Origin of the sequence: Pontiella sulfatireligans (assembly GCF_900890705.1) — a bacterium.
GTDB lineage: Bacteria > Verrucomicrobiota > Kiritimatiellia > Kiritimatiellales > Pontiellaceae > Pontiella > Pontiella sulfatireligans.
Genome location: NZ_CAAHFH010000001.1, coordinates 2,422,861 through 2,442,931 on the forward strand (window position 1 = coordinate 2,422,861; position 20,071 = coordinate 2,442,931).

Sequence of the window (20,071 nt, forward strand, 5' to 3'; positions counted from 1 at the left end):
GGGATCGCCCTTTACTGCCAACTTAGTGAAGGTGGTCTAGTGTTACGTGCAACTATTGCACCGGATATTCCTGCAGCCCCATACGTTCGAAAGGAATCGGTTCGAAGTCCTTGACCGTTGAATAAACAGGAGCATCGGCCCGAAGATTAAAATCCCCGGAGGCATAATCCACGAATCCCGGATCTTCAATGGTTACCCAGTTGTTTCTGGAATGCAGTTTCCCGGAATGATCCGTAACACCCGCTTCTGTTTTTTTGCGGTTCAGCACCCCTTTCTTCATCTTTAAGGAACTGGGATCCACATAAACCTCGTGGTTCGGGTGGTAGAGCACGTTGTTCCAGATATCGCTGCGCGGCCGGAAGAAATCGTCCTGATCCTCCTTTTTAAGCCATTCCTTAAAATCGTCGTATTTGCGGTAGGGAGTGTCTTCCACTTTTCCGTCCCCGAATTTTTCAAGCGTTCGGTTCCAGGAAACAAACCAGCGCTCATCCTTCGGGCGTGCTCCCTGCTGATAGAGAGAAATGCAGTCCACCATCATATTGTTAAACGTGCGGCACTCTCCGCCGCCGTTGCAATTGATTGGAGGACGCCCCGTCTTTACCCCGACATTCCGGAACAGGTTGTGCGAAATTTCCACGCCCCATGCAAAATTGTCCGGGTAGACGCCTATGGTCGGAATGTCGTGAAAATAGTTCCCGCGGATCACAATGCCGCGCGACTCCGCCCGGGGGCCGGTATAGACATACAGGGAACCGCCATCCAGCTTATGGTATTTCGGAAGATCATAAACCTCATTGTTTTCAATGAGGATGTCATTCTTGCCTTTCACGCGAATGGCAAAGTGCGGCCCGTCGTGAATCTCGCAGTTCGCCACGCGCTGCCCGACGCCGTCAATCATTACCCCCGGCAACTGCGATTTCTGTTCCCAGCCAAAATCGTGAATATGGCAGTTCACCACTTCGTTGTTTGCCGGATCAAGAGTCGTTGTGTTTCCGCCGTTCAGCGAAACACCGAATCCGCCCATACCATGGATATGGCTATTAATAATGCTAATATTGTGCCCGTCCGCTTCCACTCCGCCTCCCGTAAAATTGGCAATCCGGCACTGATCAACTACAACGTGGCTGCTTTTGCTGATTCTAAATCCCAGATGCCGGCCGGTATCGAGTTCCAATCCCTGGAAACGGATATTCCGACCATTGGAAATACTCACCATCGGTTCGGCCAGTGAGGACAATACAATCACCCCGCGTTCTTTCGGCGGATAGAGATAGAGCAGCCCTTTTTGGCGATCGATATAATATTCGCCGGGCTGATCAATTTCTTCGGGGATGTTTTCAAAATAGAAATGAGGAAGGCGGACCGAATCCCCCTGCGCGACGCCGCCGAGCTCTGGATACTTTAAGGTAATCTGTTTTTTCGCGACGTCCACGGAAGCCAGCTGGTTGTAGGTCCACTCCCATGTTGATCCGAGCACGCCATCGAGAAATATATTATCGATATCGTTCCAATATTTCATCCGATCGAACGCAACCTCGAACGTACCGCCTTTCTCCCCGCCATCTCTAAACTTCTCGCCGGGGTCTACCACCTTGGCCAGCGTCACATCACCGGGTTGTTTAATCTTTTCGATAATAGCCTGAACCTTCAGCTCATACCCCTTCAGCGGGCGGTCCTCGGGAAGATAATGCTGATAGACCATATACGGACTCTCTTCGCTTTTGTTCGGCCAGCGCGAAAGGGTCATGCGCTGCCCGCCGACATTCAAGCTTGCCGGAGGAATACGATCCTCCGGCTCCATGCTCCATCCGTGGCGGGTAATCATCCCGTAGTCCGTGATGCCGTGTTTTTTGAGATCAACCACACGGATTCTTTTACCCGCTCCCCGATCTACTAACCGGGAAAGGAAATCACGATCAGCCACCGGTTTAAACCATACAGGGTCGATAATCCTACCGCCAAAAAAGCGAGGCGTCTCGCCCGGCGCTGCGCAGAAACTCAGGTCTGCATCCGGCTTTCCCAGAAACAGCCCTTTTTCCATGACATAGTCGCCCTCCCGCACCACTACTTTAAAGGGTGGCTGTTCCCCGGATTTTTTCAAGCGGCGAACTTCATTCCGAGCGGCTTCCAAGGATTGGAACTTCCCTTCCAGCGAAACCTCAACGACCGTATCCGCCATAGCGGAGATCGCAGAGAACAGACAGATGATCAGAACTGAATTCATTTAATATTGGTGATCTTCAGTGTAAATACATGCTGACAGGGCAGCTTACTTGGATTCAGACGCGGCAACTCTACTTCGATGCCATTGTCTTCCTTTTCCCACTCCAGCTCTCCCTTAACACCCAGCATGGTCACCTTGGAATCTTTGCTTAACTCGATATCCGCGATCTCGAATTCTCCGTTATCCGGCAGCTCGGTGATCATTGCATAGACCGTGTCGCCTTTGGTGGTAAAGTAGCATTCCTTACGGGCCTGACCTGCTTTGGGATATTTCGCCATTTCAATAATGGGATCCGGAATGCCCTTATGGAATTCCTCTTTGGTGTATTCGCGGATTTCGCCTTTACTCCACTGGCAATCCTTTTTCCAACGACGGGTGCCGTAGATCGCTTCCCCGTTGACTTCGAGCCATTCGCCGATCTGGATCAGGCGGTCTTCCATCACGATCGGAATGCGGCCGTCAGCCGTCGGGCCGATATCCAATAGAAAGTTTCCGCCGCGCGATACGATATCGCACAGCATGTAGATCAGGAGTTCGCCGGTATTGTAGTCATCGAAAGTTTCAACCCGGCTGTAGCCGAAGGATTTTCCGATACCGCGGTTTTCTTCCCATAGGACAGAAGGGTCAGCGAAGCCCGAACCATATTCGGTTGTAAAATAACCGCCGTGTTTCTTGCGAACCTTGCCCCAGCGGTCGTTGATGACGACTTCATCTTTATTGGGTGCGTTGTTGAACAACCAGGCCAGCGCCGGTTTCGTTCCCCACTTTTCATCATCCATCCACCAGTCGCCATCGGAAAAAATGACCGCCGGTTCATAGCGATTCACAATATCCTTAATCTGAGGAACCATGACTTCATCAATATATTTTTTGCGCCCTTCTTCCGGTAGATTCATTTTCCGCTTCGGGCCGGTGGTCGGCTGTTCCGCTTCCGGCCAGTAGGGGTTGAACCAATCCCAGATGGAATAGTAGAGCCCCATTTTGATGCCGCCCTCGGCGCGCACGGCCTTGGTCAGGTCGCCGACCAGATCGCGCTTCGGTCCTGAATCGACCGAGTTCCACGCCATGCCGAAGCTTTCCGACGCTTCCTTGCTCGGCCACAGGCAGTAGCCGTCGTGATGCTTTGAAGTCAGCACAACATATTTGGCGCCGCTGCGCTTGAATACCTTGGCCCAATGCTCCGGCTCAAACATTTCGCAGGTAAACTGATCCCTGAAGTCGGAATACGGAACGTCTTCGCCATAAACCCGGTTATGGAATTTCTGGGTGGCGTCGGCGCGCCCGACTGCCGCGGCATGCTTGCCGGACTGGTCGCCGTCCTTGGCGTGCCAGTACCATTCCGCATAAGTGCCGCGCGGCGCAAAGGCCGGAACAGAATAGAGGCCCCAGTGGATAAAGATACCGAACTTGGCATCCGGAAACCATTGCGGGGTTTCGCGGGAATCAAGCGACTCCCATGTCGGCTCATATTTTTTATCTACTGCGAACGCTGCGGCAGCAACGGACAGTAGCAGGGTTGTTAGAATTGTTTTTTTCATATTTATATCTCCATAAAAAACTATTGGTTCTTACCGGGCTTCGGTTCCCACTTACGCGTGGGATGATCCTGATCAAGCCTTTGCGGAGGCACGCGACCATAGGACGGATCATAGATCGGGATCCCCATGCCTTCCGGGGTTTGCCAACCGGATTTTGGTTTGTGCGTCACGTAAACATAGTACGGCGTGGCCTCCTTGCCACCACCGATAAACAGCGGCGATAGCTCGGTCACGCCCTTCTTCAGGTTTACGCGGAACGTGACCTCCTTCGCCCCCGGCGGAATCTCCATGGTTTCGTCGATACCGGCAATACGCATGCGCGCCCGCTTGAAGTCGAACCCTTTGTAGCCGTTGGCATCGTTAATCGGCTTGTCGGCCTCGACCGGCCAGCGACGTAGTGAAATTTCGTAGATGCCATCATGATCCACTTCGACTGCCCAGTGCGCCGGCTTGGCCATGGCACCATGCATGATGTGCGGTTGGTACCATGGAACATTAGCCACCAGCCAGTCGTGCGAGGAAAGCGCAACCACGGGGGATTCATCCGAACCGACTTTCATATAGCTGGTCAGGTTATGTTCGCTGGAGACATCTTTCCAGAAGGTTTCATATTCACCGCGCAGCCGTTCAAATACTTCGGGGTGCTTTCCTTTTACATCGCTTTGCTGCGAAGGATCGTTCGATAGATCGTACAATTCCTCGCCATTCACCAAGCGCCAGCGGTCGCTCATCACGGCGCACTTGCGCCACTTGACGGGGTCGACCACACGCTGCGACTCCACCACCAACGCCCTATCTGACCAGCTCTTCCCGTCAGAATAAAGCAGGTCGCGAAGGCTGGTTCCGTCGAACTCAATTTCCGGGGCGCTGAGCCCGCAGAGGTCGATAAAGGTCGGAAGGATGTCGAGATGCGCCGTGAGGCGTTTTACGCTCTTGCCGGCCTCCAGCTTGCCGTCAGGCCAACGGACGATAAACGGAACGCGGTGCCCGCCGTCGTATTCCGAGTTTTTCTGCCCGCGCATGCCGGCGTTGTAGCCGCGCCCTTGAAAGAGGCCGCCGGACGTTCCGTTATCCGTTGTAAAAACCAGGATGGTGTTGTCGGCAATACCGAGTTCGTCGAGCTGTTTCATCAGGCGCGCCATGTTGTCGTCGATGTTGGTGACCATGCCATAGAACTCGGTCTTGGAAACGCCCGGATTGTTTTCATAGGGCTTGGTGTATTTCTCCGGGCAATAGAACGGCCCGTGCGGCGCATTCGGGGCAATGTAGGCAAAGAACGGCTTGCCCTTCTTCGCGTTCTGCTCGATGAAGGCCAATCCCTCGTCGAACCAAACATCGGTGCAGAAGCCCTTGAAGCGGGTCGGCTTTCCGTTCTTGATGTAGGTGTCGTCGAAATAGTCGTTGCCCCAATAGTCCGGCGCTTGGGCCACGCCGCCGGCACCGTGGTAGACCGTGGTCTGGAAACCGCGGTCTTCCGGGCGGTAGGGATAGCAATCGCCGAGGTGCCATTTGCCGAAGATGCCCGTCGAGTATCCATTCTGCCCGAACACGTCGGCCATGGTGACTTCGCGCTCGCGGAGCATGTTGCGCCCCTGCACCGTATGCCAGACACCGACGCGGTCGGAATAGCGGCCGGTCATCAGCGCCGAACGGGTCGGCGCACAGGTGGGGTCAACATGGTAGTTATCGAGCTGGATGCCCTGCGAGCGCAGTTTGTCGATATTCGGCGTCTGGATTACAGAGTTTCCGTTGCACCCCAGATCGCCATAACCTTGGTCGTCGGTGATCACAAGCACCACATTCGGCCTCGATGCCAAAGAAATACTGGCCACCATCCCCAAGACTGCACCTGCAAGAATTTGTTTATTCATAGTTCCCTATACGTAGAATGAGTCTCCAGCCTATTTCCCGGCAGCAAAGCCATAGGCTCGGCATGCGCATGGACGGAATTGGAATTCCATCCTACTTCTTTTTCTTCGGCTGTTTCTTCACGTTATGCGTCCATGTACCATTCTTGTGTTTTTCGATAACCGAGTGCGATATGGCTTCCGCCTTCGCACGGTCTTCTTCATCATAGTCCCAATAGTCGTTGATGGCCTTGTTGTAGGCGAACTCCGGGCCGTCCACTTTGTATTCTTTGCGCAGTGTTTTCAGCTCGTCTTTCAGCTCAGCGACGATGCCGGCATATTCAGGATTATCGTAGATATTGTTGTCTTCGGAAGGATCCATCTTCAGGTCGTAGAGTTCCCATGCCGGCGGCGTATCAGGCGTTCCGCTGTCCATCGGTGTTCCATAGAAAAAGATTAACTTATAACGCTTGGTGCGGATGGCGATATGGCCCGGGTTGTCGTGGTGCGCCATATGCATCTGGTAGTGGTAATAGGCCGCTTTTTTCCAATCGTCAGGCTCCTTGCCGGATTCAATGATCGGCTTGAAGCTACGCCCCTGCATATAGTCCGGCGTCGGCACGCCCGCGAAGTCCAACATAGTGGGAGCATAGTCAACGTTCTCGACTATCGCATCGCTGCGGGTGTTGGCCTTGATGGATTTTGGATAGCGGACGATGAACGGCATGCGCATCGCTTCCTCATAGCCCCAGCGCTTGTCGATATAATCATGTTCGCCGAGATAAAAGCCCTGATCGCCGGTGTACATAATGACGGTATTGTCGTAGAGGCCTTCGGCCTTTAGATAGTCGATCACACGCTTGAGGTTGTCGTCGACGCCCTTTACGCAGCGCAAATAGGCCTTCATATAGAGTTGGTAGGCTTGGCGCTTAACCTCGTCGTCGCTTTTCGAGAGATCCATTTGATCCGCCCACGGGGTGTTTTTGTCTTCGGCATAATTGCGGCGCAGGTTGCGGCGTCCGACGGATGTTCCAATGTATGGCAACAGCTCGTCGTTGACGCCGCGCGTTGCGATGGAGCCGTTCTTTTTCCGATCCCACATATTGGCCGCCTCTGGAATTTCGACCTCGGCCAGATAGGATTCATAGCGCGGGGCATATTCAAAATAGTCGTGCGGCGCCTTGAAATGCAGCTTTAGGAAAAACGGCTGTTCCGGATCACGCTTTTCCTTGAACCATTCCAGCGCGGAGTCTGCGATGCAGTCGGTCGAGTGCCCCTTCATTTCCACAGCGCCTTTGAAAGTCGTCCAGGGTTTGCTGCCCCATTTCATCTGGCGCTTAACGTCCCCGGTGGCTCCCGTTTCATAAAAGAAGGGATCAAAGTAGTCTCCCTGCCCCTGCAGCACTTTGTAGTAGTCGAAGGAAGACGGAAGATCGTGGAGGTGCCACTTACCGATCACAGCCGTCTGATAGCCCGCCTTTTTCATCTCCATCGACAGATACTGGCGTTCTGCAGGAAGCGAATCGTTCAGGGTTGGACAGCCGTTAATCGCGCTGTATTGCCCCGTCATAATGCAGGCTCGGCTCGGCGTGCAGATGGCGTTATGGCAAAACGCGTTTTCCATCACAATGCCTTCTTTTGCAATCGAGTCGATGGTCGGCGTCGGGTTCAGCTTCGCCAACCGGCTTCCATATACGCCGACCGCCTGCGAGGTATGGTCGTCGGACATCACAAAAAGAATGTTGGGTTTGGATGCATTTACAGCCGTAGCCAATGTTGCCGCCAGCCCCAGTGCCACCCATAAATAGTTTTTCTTCATATTTTTCCTGTTCAGCTTCTGAAAACCAGCACCACGCATGCGCTGGTTCAATCTCATTAAACAAACGTCCCCTGCGCAGGTTTTTCTCAAAAAGAATACCCCTACGATGCCTGATTAGTAATAAAAAACTCCACCCGGTTCCCCGGATGGAGCCTTTCAACATCTATAATTTATTAGTTTTGCTGGATGCGGAGCCGTATGAAGGACTCACTGTCCAGCCCGATATCCAACCGGTTGGTGACGGATTCGAAACCCGCATCGATCAACCCGCTCGCAACCTCCTGGACATCATTAGTCAACCAGACGCCTTCAACCAGGTTGGTGCCGGCCTCGACACGGTACTCCAGCCCGCGCACCGCGGCATCCGTGCGGCGGCGATAGACATACTCCAGCCAATTCATTCCGGTGTCCGCATCAATTCCAGAGGTTGGAAGCACGATGGGAGCATCGATGTTGGTCGGGTTGCCACCCAGTCCGTATTCCACCAGGTTGTTCATGCCGTCGAAATCTGAATCGGCCAGGATATTGGTTTCTGATAAATTAAATTCAACCAACCATTCGTTGTACGGCGAAAGTTCTACCTGCGGGGCCAGTCCCGAAATGCGGACCTCGTCGATGTAGACATCGTCACCTCCACCGCTGGCATCACAGATAAAACGAACATTCATGTTGGCCGGGAAGGTGTAGCCGGTTTCTTCAATGAGAATTTCCTTAAAGTAAAACTGCCCGTTGTTAAAGTCCGGGCGGGCATAGGTAGCAACCCGCTGCCATGTACTGCCATCGTGATATTCGACAAAGAAGTCTTCGGTGGGATCCATGCTGACGGCATAGAACCAGAATTCGATCTTAATCTGTGTGTAGTCCAGCGTATGCAGGTCTATTGGATTGGTCAGATAGAAGGAACCTGCTTCCCCGAAGCGTTCAATATTTACCGCATTGTTTTCCTGATGAGCATACGTTCCGCCGGTATAAAGAAAGCAGTTGGCACCACCATCGGTGTAGTTGCCGAAACCGGACTCGAAATCATCGTAGGTCAGCTCTGTCCAAATAGACGGCGGTTCACTACCGGAGTTTGTCGTGGTGAATCCGGATACCGTCGTCCAATTGGAACCGTAGCTGTTTTCGGCGAAACAGCGATAGTTGTGGAGGACATTACTCTCAAGACCACTAAGCTGAAGTTGAAATGCGCCCGCCTGCACGCCCATGTAGACTTCGTTGGTTGTACCGGCATCCGGCCACCAATACATCCAAACCTTGGAACCCGTTCCGCCATCTGTAATTTGCCCTCCTATGGTTGCCGATGAGTCGCTGATATCAATTGCCGGAGTATTCACAATAGCCGGTGCAGCTACGAACGCACTCGGAACCGAAAAATTCCACACGCTGCCTTTCACTGTTCCGGTGGAAGTGTATTCATCGATCCGCCAGAAATAAGCCTGCGCAAAGAGCCCTAGAGGATCGAATATATTGTTCACCTGATTGGTCATGAACTCGGGAGACGCTGTTGTGGCAAAAGCGACGTCGTTGGACGATGTTCCCAAATAGACATCGCTCGATATCGAGTCCAGCCCCGGCTACCACATGAGAGAGGCCGAAGCTTTCGCTGTGGTGCTTCCATTAGGCGGAACAGCCATTGTGGCTTCCGTTTCCTGACGACCGGCGATCCAATAATTGGCCGCACCGTGCTCGTAGGCACCGATGTCCGGCGCGGTTCCGGCATACCCTTCCGTGATGCCGACAACGTTGCTTCCGCCATCAACCAACACCGAATTAGGGATCGGCCGGAAGTCTAGATTGTCTGGATCGCGCAGCAGGGTCCGCAGGTCGGCATTACCGTTCTCGTAGCCGTTCCAGTTGTGATCATGAATCGTGACACTGGCCAACGGCGTGCTCGCCGAGCGGGTCGATCCCAGCCTTTCAGCCGCATTGTTGCGCACCACCGTGTTGGAACTGGCGGAAACCGCATCGGCCAGAATAATGAGGCCGTTGTTTTCGGTATCCAGCGAAGTATTGTTGTAGCACTCGTGAAAGTCGCCCTTCTGCATGATGGTGCTCTTCACGTTGAAGCCGACATTGTGGTGCATCAATCCATCCGTTCCCGTTGGGCTGCCCAGAGTTGTGGAAGCATCAAAGCGCGCGCCGTATTTATCGGAATCGAGGAACCAGTTGTAGGCCACCACCGTATCCGGCTGCGCGCCGACCGTCAGTTGGATCGCCGCCCCGTCGTTCTGCACCAACCCAATGTTGTAGATCAGGTTTAGTTCGGCGGTAGGGTTGTCGTTCACATCAAAGAATTCCGACGCTCCGGTGGTATGAGCCGTGTTGCCGCGGTAGGTCGATCCGGTACCGCGCATGTAGACCGTACCCATCAGGCTCGGCAAATCGGCGCAGCTCCAGTCGATGAATTCAAACAGGCAGTTTTCAATTAGATTGTCCGTGCCGTTGTTCATGTAGATGGCCTGCGTTTCGGCGAAGCGCATCGTGTTGTCGAAAAAGGTGTTGTCTCCACCGTCAATAAACGCGGTTGCAGCCGGCGCCGTTGAGTGCGCACCGAGCATGCGCTTGGTGCAGCTCGGATAGTTATAGTCACCCTTCTCCACCTGAGCGCGGTCGCAGCCACTGAAATAAACCGTGGTGGCAAAAAAGTCGATGCCGCTGATGGTAATGTCGTCGCAGTTGGTAAAGTGGAAAGCATAGTCCTGCACCTTTCCTCGAATCGTTGCGTTGGTGTCGCCCCAATAATAGAGTTCGTTTGAGGCCTGGTTAAAATACCACTCACGCTCGACGTCAAGAAACTCCAGTTTCCCTTCGAGAAAATAGAACTGGTAGTTGCTCGCCTTCCGGGTCGATACGGGATTCGACAGTGAAAATGAAGCGCTGCCTGCAGTGTGGCTCGAAATCTGTCTGGCATAGGTCTTAAAGCTACCGACGTTCAGCACGGCGATCGCATTGCTGACGCTGAAGCCCAATCCCGCCAGATCGGAGTGTCCGGTCGGTGCGTCCTGCATAATGGTTTTTTCAATGTCGTCGTAAATGATCTTCGCCCAGTGGTTGGGCTGATCCCATACAGAGTCGTCGTGCAGGAATGCGTTTGGCCAGCGTGCCGGCATCATCATTTCCCCGCCGGCAAACAATTGCCAGACATCCTGCGAGATCGTCGTTTTGTAGATGTTGCCTGAATGAGGCGTCCACGGCGCAGTGATTTCAACGGTTCCATCCATCGTCACTTTTTCGCCATTATACGCTTTAAATGTAAGGTTGTCGGGGCCGCTCAGGACGACGGCATCATGATAGACACCACCTCTGATCAAACACGTATCGCCCACACTCATCTCGCCTGCGGCGTAGGAAATTGTTGCGAATGGCGCACCAAACGAACCGCCGGATACCGTATCCACCCCGTTTGTCGCCACATAAAAATCGGCAGCCTGGGCAGACCAAGCGCTCGCGCACAGTAAAATTAAGCATAGCTGTTTCATTGAAAATCCTCTTTGGGCACTGCATCGCCTCTGAATATTAAATGCCTCACCCGCCATTTTATTGATGGATTCCGGAAAAAACATCTACATCAAAAAGCCCCCTCCGACTCTCCGGAGGGGGCGATTTAGTTCATTTCCCGACTCGCGGACTAGTCTGCCTTTTCCACATTCAAGCGGAGGAATGCCGCGTTGGCTGCGGTTGATGCACGGTTGGTGACCGACTTGAAGCCGCCCGACTCCGCCGACTCGCCGACATATTCGATCGCGCCGGTCGTCCAGCTAACGCCTAAGACCAGATCCAGCTTGCGTACCAGCTCATAGCTAAGTCGCGGATCATCGGTACGCTCGTTGTAGACGTGGTAGAACCAGTTGGTTCCTGCGTCCAACGCCAGGGTGATATTCGGCGCTACCGTGGAGGCATCGTCCACATTCGGGATGCCACCCAGCGCATATTCCATCAGGTTGTCCAGTCCGTCCGGCTCAACATCGGCACCAGGCAATGCATCATCACCCGTCAGGCTGAAACTCGCGGCCCACGCATCGAAACCAACCGGGGCGGCCCCGCCGGTGCGCAGCACCTGAACGTTGTCGATCAAGGAAAAGTCGGCATTGGCATAACCATTCCAGCGAATCACCAGATCTTCGCCCTCCTGAACGGAAAGTCCGGTAAAGGTCAGCGTTTCAATGGTGTTTGCGGAATAATCCTTGCGGGCCAGTTCGGTAAAGAAGGCCGTACCGCGTACGATCGGGACGAGCTTTTGCTCAACAATGACGGCATCGTTTGTGCCCTCACCCAGATCGAGTCGGACATCGTTCACATTACCGGTGGCATCCTGTCCGCCAAAGCTGAATACCGTTACGCTTCCGGCGCCGTCGTTGGCCGAAAAGTTGACATCCATGGACACCGTATAGGTTCCGGAAGTCAGAGCGATAGTGTCGTTAGCTCCTACGTCGTCATACCCTGCGGTACCGGCCGGCGTAATAATTACCAACGAGCGGCTGGTGTTTGCAGCAGACAGCAGCTTTAGCGATCCGCCTTCCCAGGTGGTACTGGCTGAGTACACCCAGGTGTTGGAAGGATCGTCGTTGGTATCATAGTCGAATTCATTATACATGGAGTTGGTCGTTGAACCATCAGCAAACGCTGCATCCAACACCGCATTGGTCGGGCTGGTCGGCGGCACAGGCACCTCGTAATCACCGATACGCACCATGTTGATGTCGTAGAGACGAACATCTGCATTATCGGCACCATACATAGTAAAGACCGCGTCATACCCGTTGGTGATATTGACCGTAACAGAACCGTTGGTCCGGGTAACATTACCTGCACCGACCAGGTTGCCGTCACTATGCAGGTCGTAACTTGCAATCCCTTGTCCGGCCGGAGTTATGGCAACAAAGCCGGGATGACCATGGTCGTATTCCACATAGTCCACCGTTCCGCTGGCCCCTTGATTGATCAAGGCATAAGCCTCAATGCCCCAGAAACCGCTTGCACCGACATTCTTCACTTCATATTCGAAGTCATACCGGTACACACCATTGGTCATGGGTTCGACATCCACGGCACCAACGTTGTCCATACCGACGGTGCCATTCTCAATTAGATTGTAGATCCCGCGGGTGTTGTTGAGAGCTGAATTAATCTCGATATAGCCTGCAGCGGTATCCTGGTTGCCGCCCGAAGCAAAGTTCCAGCTGTTGGTGTATTTGCCTAATTCGTTCAACTTCTGTAAAGCGAAGTCATTGGCCCCGCCATTGTAGGCATTCAGTCCCACCGCGCCGGTGAAGCTCAACTGCAGCGGCCCTGCCGGCGGATTGATGATCGTTGCCGTTACGGGCAGGACAGAAGTCTGGTTTGTGCTTCCCAGTTCGTGCCAGGTCACCACGATGTCGGCAGAGGCCGTTTGCTTGTGGGTCAGCCCGGCCGTCGCATTATCGAACACAACCTCAAACGTGGCATTCGAGGGTCCTGGATCGTTCAGAGTCAGTGGTAACGAATGAATGGTTGAAAATCCGACCGCCGATGCATTGGCAACCGCAATGGCTGTGATCTGTACATTCGTGTGAGCCGGTCCTTCGTTATACCAGACCGTCGCGGTATTGGTTGCCGCAGTGGCGGGCGTGAGTATGCTTAAGCCAAGTCCGGCCAACGGACCGACCAAAAGTTCCACGTCAGGATTGTTGTAGTTGCCTACCACGGCAATGGTGTTGGTGCTGAACAGTCCCGTTGTCAGCTCCGTCCATACGATCGAAACCGAACCGGTGGCCTTGTCGGACGATCCATCGGTAAAGCTGGCCGCATTGCTGTCGAAAACAATTTCTACCGGTGTGTTGGACGGAAAAGCATCCATCGTGATCGGAGCGAAAGTCAAACTGCTGAACGCGCCGGCGTGGGTTAAATTGGTGAGATTGATCTCCGTGATCTGCACATCGGTTCCGCCTGATCCAGGAACAAACGATGTAATAATCGAGTTGGTGGTCACGGTATCCGGATGGTTTAGGTTAAGCGTCAGTTGGGTATCCGGTGTCGAGGTAAAGTTAGCCGGTCCTTCGATAAACCCGAGGATCTGCACATCGTCCACAAGAACCGTTACACTGGGTTCATTCTTGTTAACAATGAAGCCGAAGGATTTTGAAGGGGAACCCGCGACATTGGCGCCATCCAAGGCTCCATCATCCGTAATTTTGACGCCGTCCTTCCACACATCGACTGAGCCGGTGGCAACCGATTCGGCTCCGCCATCGTAGTTCAAAACCAAACTGGCATCATTATTCACGATAACCCGGAACTCGGACCACACATTGGCCGTCAACACAGGATCAAGCTGCTGGACAAAGGTTTTCTGCGTACCTGCACTGTAACCGTCGCGACCGAGAATCAAGTCGATATCGCAACCGGCCGGCAACGTCAGCGCCTTGACTTTGAACAGGGCCTCAAACCGGGTTTCGCTGAAACCACTCAAGTTACTATTACCTAAGCCGGTTCGGCCTCCAGACACATGAACAATCGAACCGATTCGGTTGCCTCCGTCATCGATATTCGAGAGCACGGTACCGGTTAGGATTATGTTGTTTTCCCACTTATCCAGTGTTGTGTCTTCAAAGTCATCGCTAAAGAACACGGTTTGCGCCTGAGCGGCGGTCGCGGCAAACAGCGTTGCTGCGATTGTTGTTTTAGTTATCGTCCATCTTTTCATTTTTTCTCCTGTGTAATGATCCCGGACAGTCCGGATGGTTCCTCTTCCACTTGCACGTGTTATTTTCTTCATGCGCCTTAGAAACGCCGCACTCCGGCTGCATTCTCAACACCGAAGGTTTTTTTTGATTTGGCGGAGAAGGCCTTCCCCGCCTATTCCTCGATACGCAGGCGGATGAAGGTTTTTTCCAATGCCGTTGGAATCTGATTGGTGATGGATTCGAAGTAGGTATCAATGATTCCAACCATTGGAAGTTCGGTGTATCCGCTGTTGGTCCAGACATTGGAAACAAGATTGGTGCTGGTTTCGAGCCAATAGTCCAACCCGGAATCCTTACGGCGCGGATAGACATATTCAGATCCACCATCGAAGTTTTGGAAGTTTGTCGCATGGCCGGTGAGAGATGCATTGGTCGGGTCGCCACCTAAACCAAACTCCCGCAGATTATCGATGCCGTCGCCGTCCGGATCGTTCGTTGCGCCGGATACGCTGTACAGCACCATCCAATCATCGAAGGGGCTGGCAGGCGGAGCCCAAGCATAGGCATGGTTGCGCACAACCACATCGTCAATGCGCCAGTCGGCGGCATCGGTCTTGTTGACCGTCCAGCCAAAGCTATCCATCGGCGTTGTGTCGGTTTGTTCGGTATCCGTAGGCACCGATGTGCCGTTATCCACCACCCTAGTGCCGTCGCACCAAAGGTCGGCGCTGCCGGCCGCTACCGAATAGCTCGCTCCATCCACCCAATAATCCACGGCCGAGCCGCTTTGGTTCACGATCCAGTCGAAGTGCTGCCATGAATGGGTCGTTGAATGGCTATCGACACCCACTTTCCGCACCTGATTCTTACCGCTCGAACAAGTAGCCACTCCGGCCGACAGGGAAAGCGGCCCATTAATCGGTGTTGCCCCATCCAAATAGCTATCAAAGCTGATCGTGATCAATCCCTGCTCGACAAAAATATCGACGGTACCCAGCACGGTGCGGTCGTCGGCGGACGAGGCATTGTCCAACCGCACCACGTTATCGCCGGCCATGTCGAATACCTGAATGGTTCCACCCCCCAACGCGACCTGCGTGGCCCAATTGCTCGAAGGCGGACTGACCCCAACGGCGTAGGCCTCGAAATCGTCGAAAAAGACGACGCCGGGAATTGAAGGAGTAAAACTTGCAGTCGTGTAGCTCCAGACTTCGCCGGCTACCTCCGAGCTATCGGTCAGCACGGTGTCGATACGCCAGAAATATTCGGTGCCGCCCAGCGGTGTCACGCCATGGTCGCGTGGGTCAATCACGTTGTGCAGCGCGGGAAAACTTCCAAGCATTGGAAGACTGTTACTGTCTGATCCGAAATAGACATTCACACTCACGGCTTCATAACCCGGTTGAAAAATCAGCTCGCGCCCCTCGGGTTGATCCACACTTCCCCTATTTGGAATCGGCATGCTGGCCTCTGCGGAAATAAAACCGGGAATCCAATAGTTGGTGTGGCCAAATTCATAAGCACCCACATCCGGTGCCACGCCGACAAAGTCGGCCACCTGCGCGGGCATATTGGTTCCGGCATCAATCAGCGCCGAGCCCGGTGCCGGGCGGAAATCCAGCTGTCCCGGATCAACCAGCTCGTTCTTTACTTCGCCGCCCGACCAGTTGTGGTCAGAGATCCCCGGATAGGGCGCCGCGGCCGAACGGCTGCCACTGATGAGGTTAACCGCATTGTTGCGCGTGACGGTGTTGGAGTTGATGCCGCCGTGGGTGATGTCCGAAAAGATGCTGATGTCTACGACGTCGTTATCAAATCCGGTGTTACCATAGATGTGATGATAATCGCCCTTGGGCACCATCGGCTGTGTGTTCCACAGAACATTGTATTTCATCACCCCGTTAATTCCATAAACCGCCGGATTCTCCCATGGAGAATCGAACCGCAGCGCAAACTTAATGTGGTCGTGCACCCAGTTGTTTTTCATAACCGTGCCGTCGGTATAGTCGGCATCGGTCTGAATGGCGGAACCATCGTGCTGAAGCATGCCCTGATTGGTGACCCGGTTAAGTTCGAATATGCTGGAGTCGCCGCCCTTGATGCCGACCGAATTGCCGCCCGTATCGAGCGTGTTGTGGCGGAACGTTAGGTTCGAGGCATTGCGGATGTTGACCATCACGTCGTGCAGCGAGCCAACGCAGCTGTAGTCGATCTGGTAAAACAAGCAGTTTTCTATCAGGCCCCCGTCGCCGACAAATTCGATTCCGGCACCATCGGCATACTGAAAGGTACAGTTGAGGAGCGTATTGCTGTTGCCGTCCATGTAGGTGGCGTCGGCCTTGGCCGTGTCGCCCAGCATGCGCTTGGAATAGCTCGGGAACCGCACATTGCTGTCTTCCAGCGTGATAGAATCGGAGTTGCTGACCTTGAAGGTGCAGGCGAAAAAATCGATGCCCTGGATGGTGATGTCCTGCGAGTTGGAGATTTCCAAACCATAGGTAATGGTTTTGCCGCGAATGTTGCGTCCGGCCGGACTCAGACCGTCGTTGGAAATAAGGAATAACTCATCAGACGCCGGGTTGTAGTACCATTCTTTGTTGGTACTCAGGCAGGCGTAGGATGCTTCGAAAAAGGCCGCGCCGTTTATAATTTTATGGTGGTACTGACTGCCGATCGGGGTATAGCTGAACGAGTTGTTGCCCGCGCCATGGCTGGCCACGGTTCTAGCGAACGAGAGCCATGAACCCGTATTCATGATGGCAATCGCCCCGGAAAAATCCTTTCCGCTTCCGGCCAGCTCCTGCCCGCCGGACTCATCGATAAAGATGCCGTCGGAGCTGGAACTATCCTGCTGGATCCAGTTGGCATCCTTGTCCCATGCGGCATCTGTCCAGGCCTCTGCATCCGGCCAACGGGCAGAGGTTTGCATTTCGTCGTCCACAAACAGCTGCCAGATATCGGCGAAAAACGTAGCTTTGTAGATGCCGTTGGAAACCGCCGTCCAGCCACTGGAAACCGGAACCGTCCCGTCGATCATGACGACCTCGTCCTGATAGCTTTGGATGGTGATGCCTGCTCCCGCTGCTCCCTCAAAATCATGCGAGGCCGCGCCGAGCTGAACATCATCAATAAAGAAATAATCGCCGAGGCCGCTTGCGGAAAGCCGGAAACGAATCTGCGTTACCGTGCCATAGGCCGCCAATGAAACATTCTCGGCCGACAGGTGGTCGGGATAACCGTTGGGTGTATCACCACTACCCCCTCCGTTCGCCGCATCGTTAACCGACCAGACCGAATGCCAACTACCGTCATATACCTCGGCATAGGCGACTTCCGAACTGTTGTTCAGGGCATCGACATCCCATTTGAAAGAAAGAGTTCCCCCAGCGACGCCCGTCGCCAATGTGCGCGTAATGGATCCGTCCCGGAGCATCTGCGCGGCGGTATTACCGCCCGACTGAGCCGAAGAGGTGTCGGCCCCCAACGCCCAGGAACCGTTCCAGCCTGTTCCGCCCGACCAATCAATGCTTCCACCCCCGCTTCCGCCAAGGCTGGAGATCGAGACCGCTTCATGATAGCGGCCGCCACGCACCTGCAGCGCGTCGCCCGCGGTCAATTGATCAACGCCAAACTGGATGGTCGCGAACGGCGAACCCAGCGTGCCGCCCGGCAGCGTATCAATTCCGTTGGTCGCTACATAATAGTCAGTTCCGGATGCAACCGAAGAAATCCCCAATACAGCTATACAAAACAATCTTTTCATTTTCCTCTTTCCAATGTGTGTTCAGGCTCTGAGAGCCAAGGCACACTAGGAACGCCGATAAAGATCGGTTTTCCCAATCGTTGGAAAAAGAATAGTTCAGGGATAGGTCGCGCCGCGCGGCACTTCGATAACCTCGACCTTGGCACGAAGGCGATTCAGATGAAATTTGGTTATGGCACCCTCACTAATCACGACGCGATCCATCGGGATTTGCGAGAGCCAGTAGGTATTGGGTTCAGCATCAAAGAACTCAACATCGAGCAGAATAAGTTCCTTAAATCTGTCCGGTAGTTTCAACCCGTGAAACTCCCGGATATCTGAACCGCTCAGGTCGAGGGACACCAGATTGAGCGGAAACAGAATACTTGCCCCCTTGCCCCAACGCGACCCCGACAGGCGCAACGTGGTATAGGGAGCCCCCTTGAGATCAAGATGGTTCCCGCCGTTCCGCTGTTCCAGCTTCACATGATCGCCCCATCCCAACGAATCATTGGTCAGATTGAGCATGGCGATGGCTATTGGTAAATAGGCAGCGGCATCAATTTCGCCTATACGCGCCATATGGCGTTCATAGCAGCGCGATAAAACATTTTTCCGGAAGGTGGTGTTGCGGTACGGCATCGCCAGCAACGCAGCAAACTGGCCGGCATTAAGCGGGTGCGAATCGTCCGGTTTCATTTCAGCAAATTCAACCGTTCGCTTGTAAAGGTTGTTCTTCGGGTCGAAACCAGCGCTATCGAAGGCATCGATTGCCGACGAAAACTCTTCATTGATGAAATGCAGGTAGGCCTTCATTTGATAGAGTTGGATTTTGTATTGTTCCTCTATATCGGTCTTTTGCAACTCGTTGTTCACCATGCGGCGCATCAGGTTGTAGTTCCAAATGTCACCGCGCAGAATGGAGTTGATAAAGAACGACTGCACCTCGTTATACAATTTTCCAGAAACCTTGGTCTCCTCCTTGTAGAGCGCCAGGTTATAAACCGCTTCCTGTTTGGCGGCGATGGCCTGCTTGCGTTGCACGGAAACCCTCGCCAGCGAAACGGCAATGACGATCGTCAGCAACGCCCCGAAAAGCATAAACGCAAACACCATATTATTGTGGCGTTTCATGAACAACTGCGAACGCTTGATGACATTCGCTCTTTCGGCCAGCGGAGCGAAACCGCGCAGATGGCGCGTCACGTCGTCGTGGAGTTCCTGCGCACTGGAATAACGCTCATTCGGCTCCAGCTGAAGCGCCTTCATGGCCACCGCGCCGAGACTGCGGGGAATGCTGTGTGCCGGCCGCCGCAACCGCGGGCGGATCACATTGCCCGCCAACGTATTTTCAATCACTTCCTCCGCTTGCCCTCCCCGCACGGGAATCGTGCCCGTCAAAATAAAGTAGAGTACCGCGCCCAGTGCGTAGACATCCGTGCGCGCAGTCACTTGGCCGCAATCCACCACCTGTTCCGGTGCCATGTAGCCGGGCGTGCCCTTCATGGTGCCGGAATAGGTAATGTTGTTAAGCAGGTCGGGATCGAAGGCTTCCGCCGCCTGGTCGAGCTGAACCCCTCTGTCATCGCCGACCACCTTGGCCAGTCCCCAATCAAACAGCGTCACGAGTCCGTAACGCCCCACCATAATATTCGACGGCTTCAAGTCGAGGTGCAGCACGCCGCGCGAGTGGGCATAGATGACGGCGTCGCAAACTTTCAGAAAAATTTCGAGCAGCGTTTCAAGGTCATAGCGCGAAAGATCGTCCGCGGCCCCTGCCGTGCGTTCACGAATAATGTTTTTCAGCTCCGCGCCTTCCAGCAGGCGCATCACGAAATAAGGAACGCCCTCGCTGTTCACGCCCACTTCGTAGACGGGCAGAATGTTGGGATGCTGCAGCTTGGCCGTCAGCAGCGCTTCGCGCAGAAACTCTTCCTTTTCCGGATCGCTTTCGTGTTTCCGCGGATTGGCAATGGCCACGTGGCGTCCGGCATGCGAGTCGTAGACCTTGAAGATTTTCTTGGCACCGCCAGCCACCAGAAATTCCTCGTCGATGAAATGGTAGCGAGACTCATCCAATGACTGGAGAATCGGCGCGCCGGCCGACTGTTCCTCGGCGGTCATTTCTGTTTCTTCCGACGACAGAAAATCGTTGATGCGCGATCCCAGATCCCGAAATTCGAGAGACTCTTCGTTGAATTCATTCATCGGCATCTTCATTTCAAACCAGAAACGTTCC

Annotated in this window: 9 protein-coding genes; all 9 read right to left on the minus strand. The window is 53.9% G+C overall.

All coding sequences use genetic code 11. The features are described 5' to 3' along the window. Positions 1–52: 52 nt before the first annotated feature. Positions 53–2,224 carry a right-handed parallel beta-helix repeat-containing protein gene (locus tag SCARR_RS08220; RefSeq protein WP_136061004.1) on the minus strand — a complete coding sequence of 724 codons (2,172 nt, stop codon included), beginning with the start codon at positions 2,222–2,224 and terminating at the stop codon, positions 53–55. Then, positions 2,221–3,762 (minus strand): alpha-L-fucosidase, encoded by a 1,542-nt coding sequence (locus SCARR_RS08225; protein ID WP_136061005.1) that lies wholly within the window; start codon positions 3,760–3,762, stop codon positions 2,221–2,223. The genes SCARR_RS08220 and SCARR_RS08225 overlap by 4 nt, the downstream gene beginning before the upstream one ends. A 20-nt stretch (positions 3,763–3,782) precedes the next feature. After that, positions 3,783–5,633 carry an arylsulfatase gene (locus SCARR_RS08230; protein WP_136061006.1) on the minus strand — a complete coding sequence of 617 codons (1,851 nt, stop codon included), beginning with the start codon at positions 5,631–5,633 and terminating at the stop codon, positions 3,783–3,785. 91 nt (positions 5,634–5,724) lie between these two features. Continuing rightward, the gene (locus SCARR_RS08235) at positions 5,725–7,428 is read right to left on the minus strand and encodes a sulfatase family protein (protein ID WP_136061007.1); all 1,704 of its coding nucleotides are present in this window, start codon (positions 7,426–7,428) and stop codon (positions 5,725–5,727) included. A gap of 173 nt (positions 7,429–7,601) precedes the next feature. Continuing rightward, positions 7,602–8,915: a hypothetical protein gene (locus SCARR_RS08240; RefSeq protein ID WP_136061008.1), complete on the minus strand. Its 1,314-nt coding sequence runs from the start codon at positions 8,913–8,915 to the stop codon at positions 7,602–7,604. 87 nt (positions 8,916–9,002) lie between these two features. Then, a complete protein-coding gene (locus SCARR_RS08245) occupies positions 9,003–10,907 on the minus strand; it encodes a right-handed parallel beta-helix repeat-containing protein (RefSeq protein WP_168433129.1) in 1,905 nt (634 codons plus the stop codon). 149 nt (positions 10,908–11,056) lie between these two features. Next, entirely contained in the window at positions 11,057–14,110 is a 3,054-nt protein-coding gene (locus SCARR_RS08250) for a hypothetical protein (protein WP_136061010.1), read from the minus strand. Between the two features lie 152 nt (positions 14,111–14,262). Continuing rightward, positions 14,263–17,853 carry a right-handed parallel beta-helix repeat-containing protein gene (locus tag SCARR_RS08255; RefSeq protein WP_136061011.1) on the minus strand — a complete coding sequence of 1,197 codons (3,591 nt, stop codon included), beginning with the start codon at positions 17,851–17,853 and terminating at the stop codon, positions 14,263–14,265. Between the two features lie 96 nt (positions 17,854–17,949). After that, complete coding sequence (locus tag SCARR_RS08260) at positions 17,950–20,052, minus strand: serine/threonine protein kinase (RefSeq protein WP_136061012.1); 2,103 nt, start codon at positions 20,050–20,052, stop codon at positions 17,950–17,952. Between the last annotated feature and the right edge of the window lie 19 nt (positions 20,053–20,071).

Coding starts and splice junctions, on each gene's coding strand:
- SCARR_RS08245 (WP_168433129.1), bottom strand. CDS start 10,907: ATGAAACAGCTATGCTTAATTTTACTGTGCGCGAGCGCTTGGTCTGCC.
- SCARR_RS08250 (WP_136061010.1), bottom strand. CDS start 14,110: ATGAAAAGATGGACGATAACTAAAACAACAATCGCAGCAACGCTGTTT.
- SCARR_RS08230 (WP_136061006.1), bottom strand. CDS start 5,633: ATGAATAAACAAATTCTTGCAGGTGCAGTCTTGGGGATGGTGGCCAGT.
- SCARR_RS08235 (WP_136061007.1), bottom strand. CDS start 7,428: ATGAAGAAAAACTATTTATGGGTGGCACTGGGGCTGGCGGCAACATTG.
- SCARR_RS08260 (WP_136061012.1), bottom strand. CDS start 20,052: ATGAAGATGCCGATGAATGAATTCAACGAAGAGTCTCTCGAATTTCGG.
- SCARR_RS08225 (WP_136061005.1), bottom strand. CDS start 3,762: ATGAAAAAAACAATTCTAACAACCCTGCTACTGTCCGTTGCTGCCGCA.
- SCARR_RS08220 (WP_136061004.1), bottom strand. CDS start 2,224: ATGAATTCAGTTCTGATCATCTGTCTGTTCTCTGCGATCTCCGCTATG.
- SCARR_RS08255 (WP_136061011.1), bottom strand. CDS start 17,853: ATGAAAAGATTGTTTTGTATAGCTGTATTGGGGATTTCTTCGGTTGCA.
- SCARR_RS08240 (WP_136061008.1), bottom strand. CDS start 8,915: ATGACCAATCAGGTGAACAATATATTCGATCCTCTAGGGCTCTTTGCG.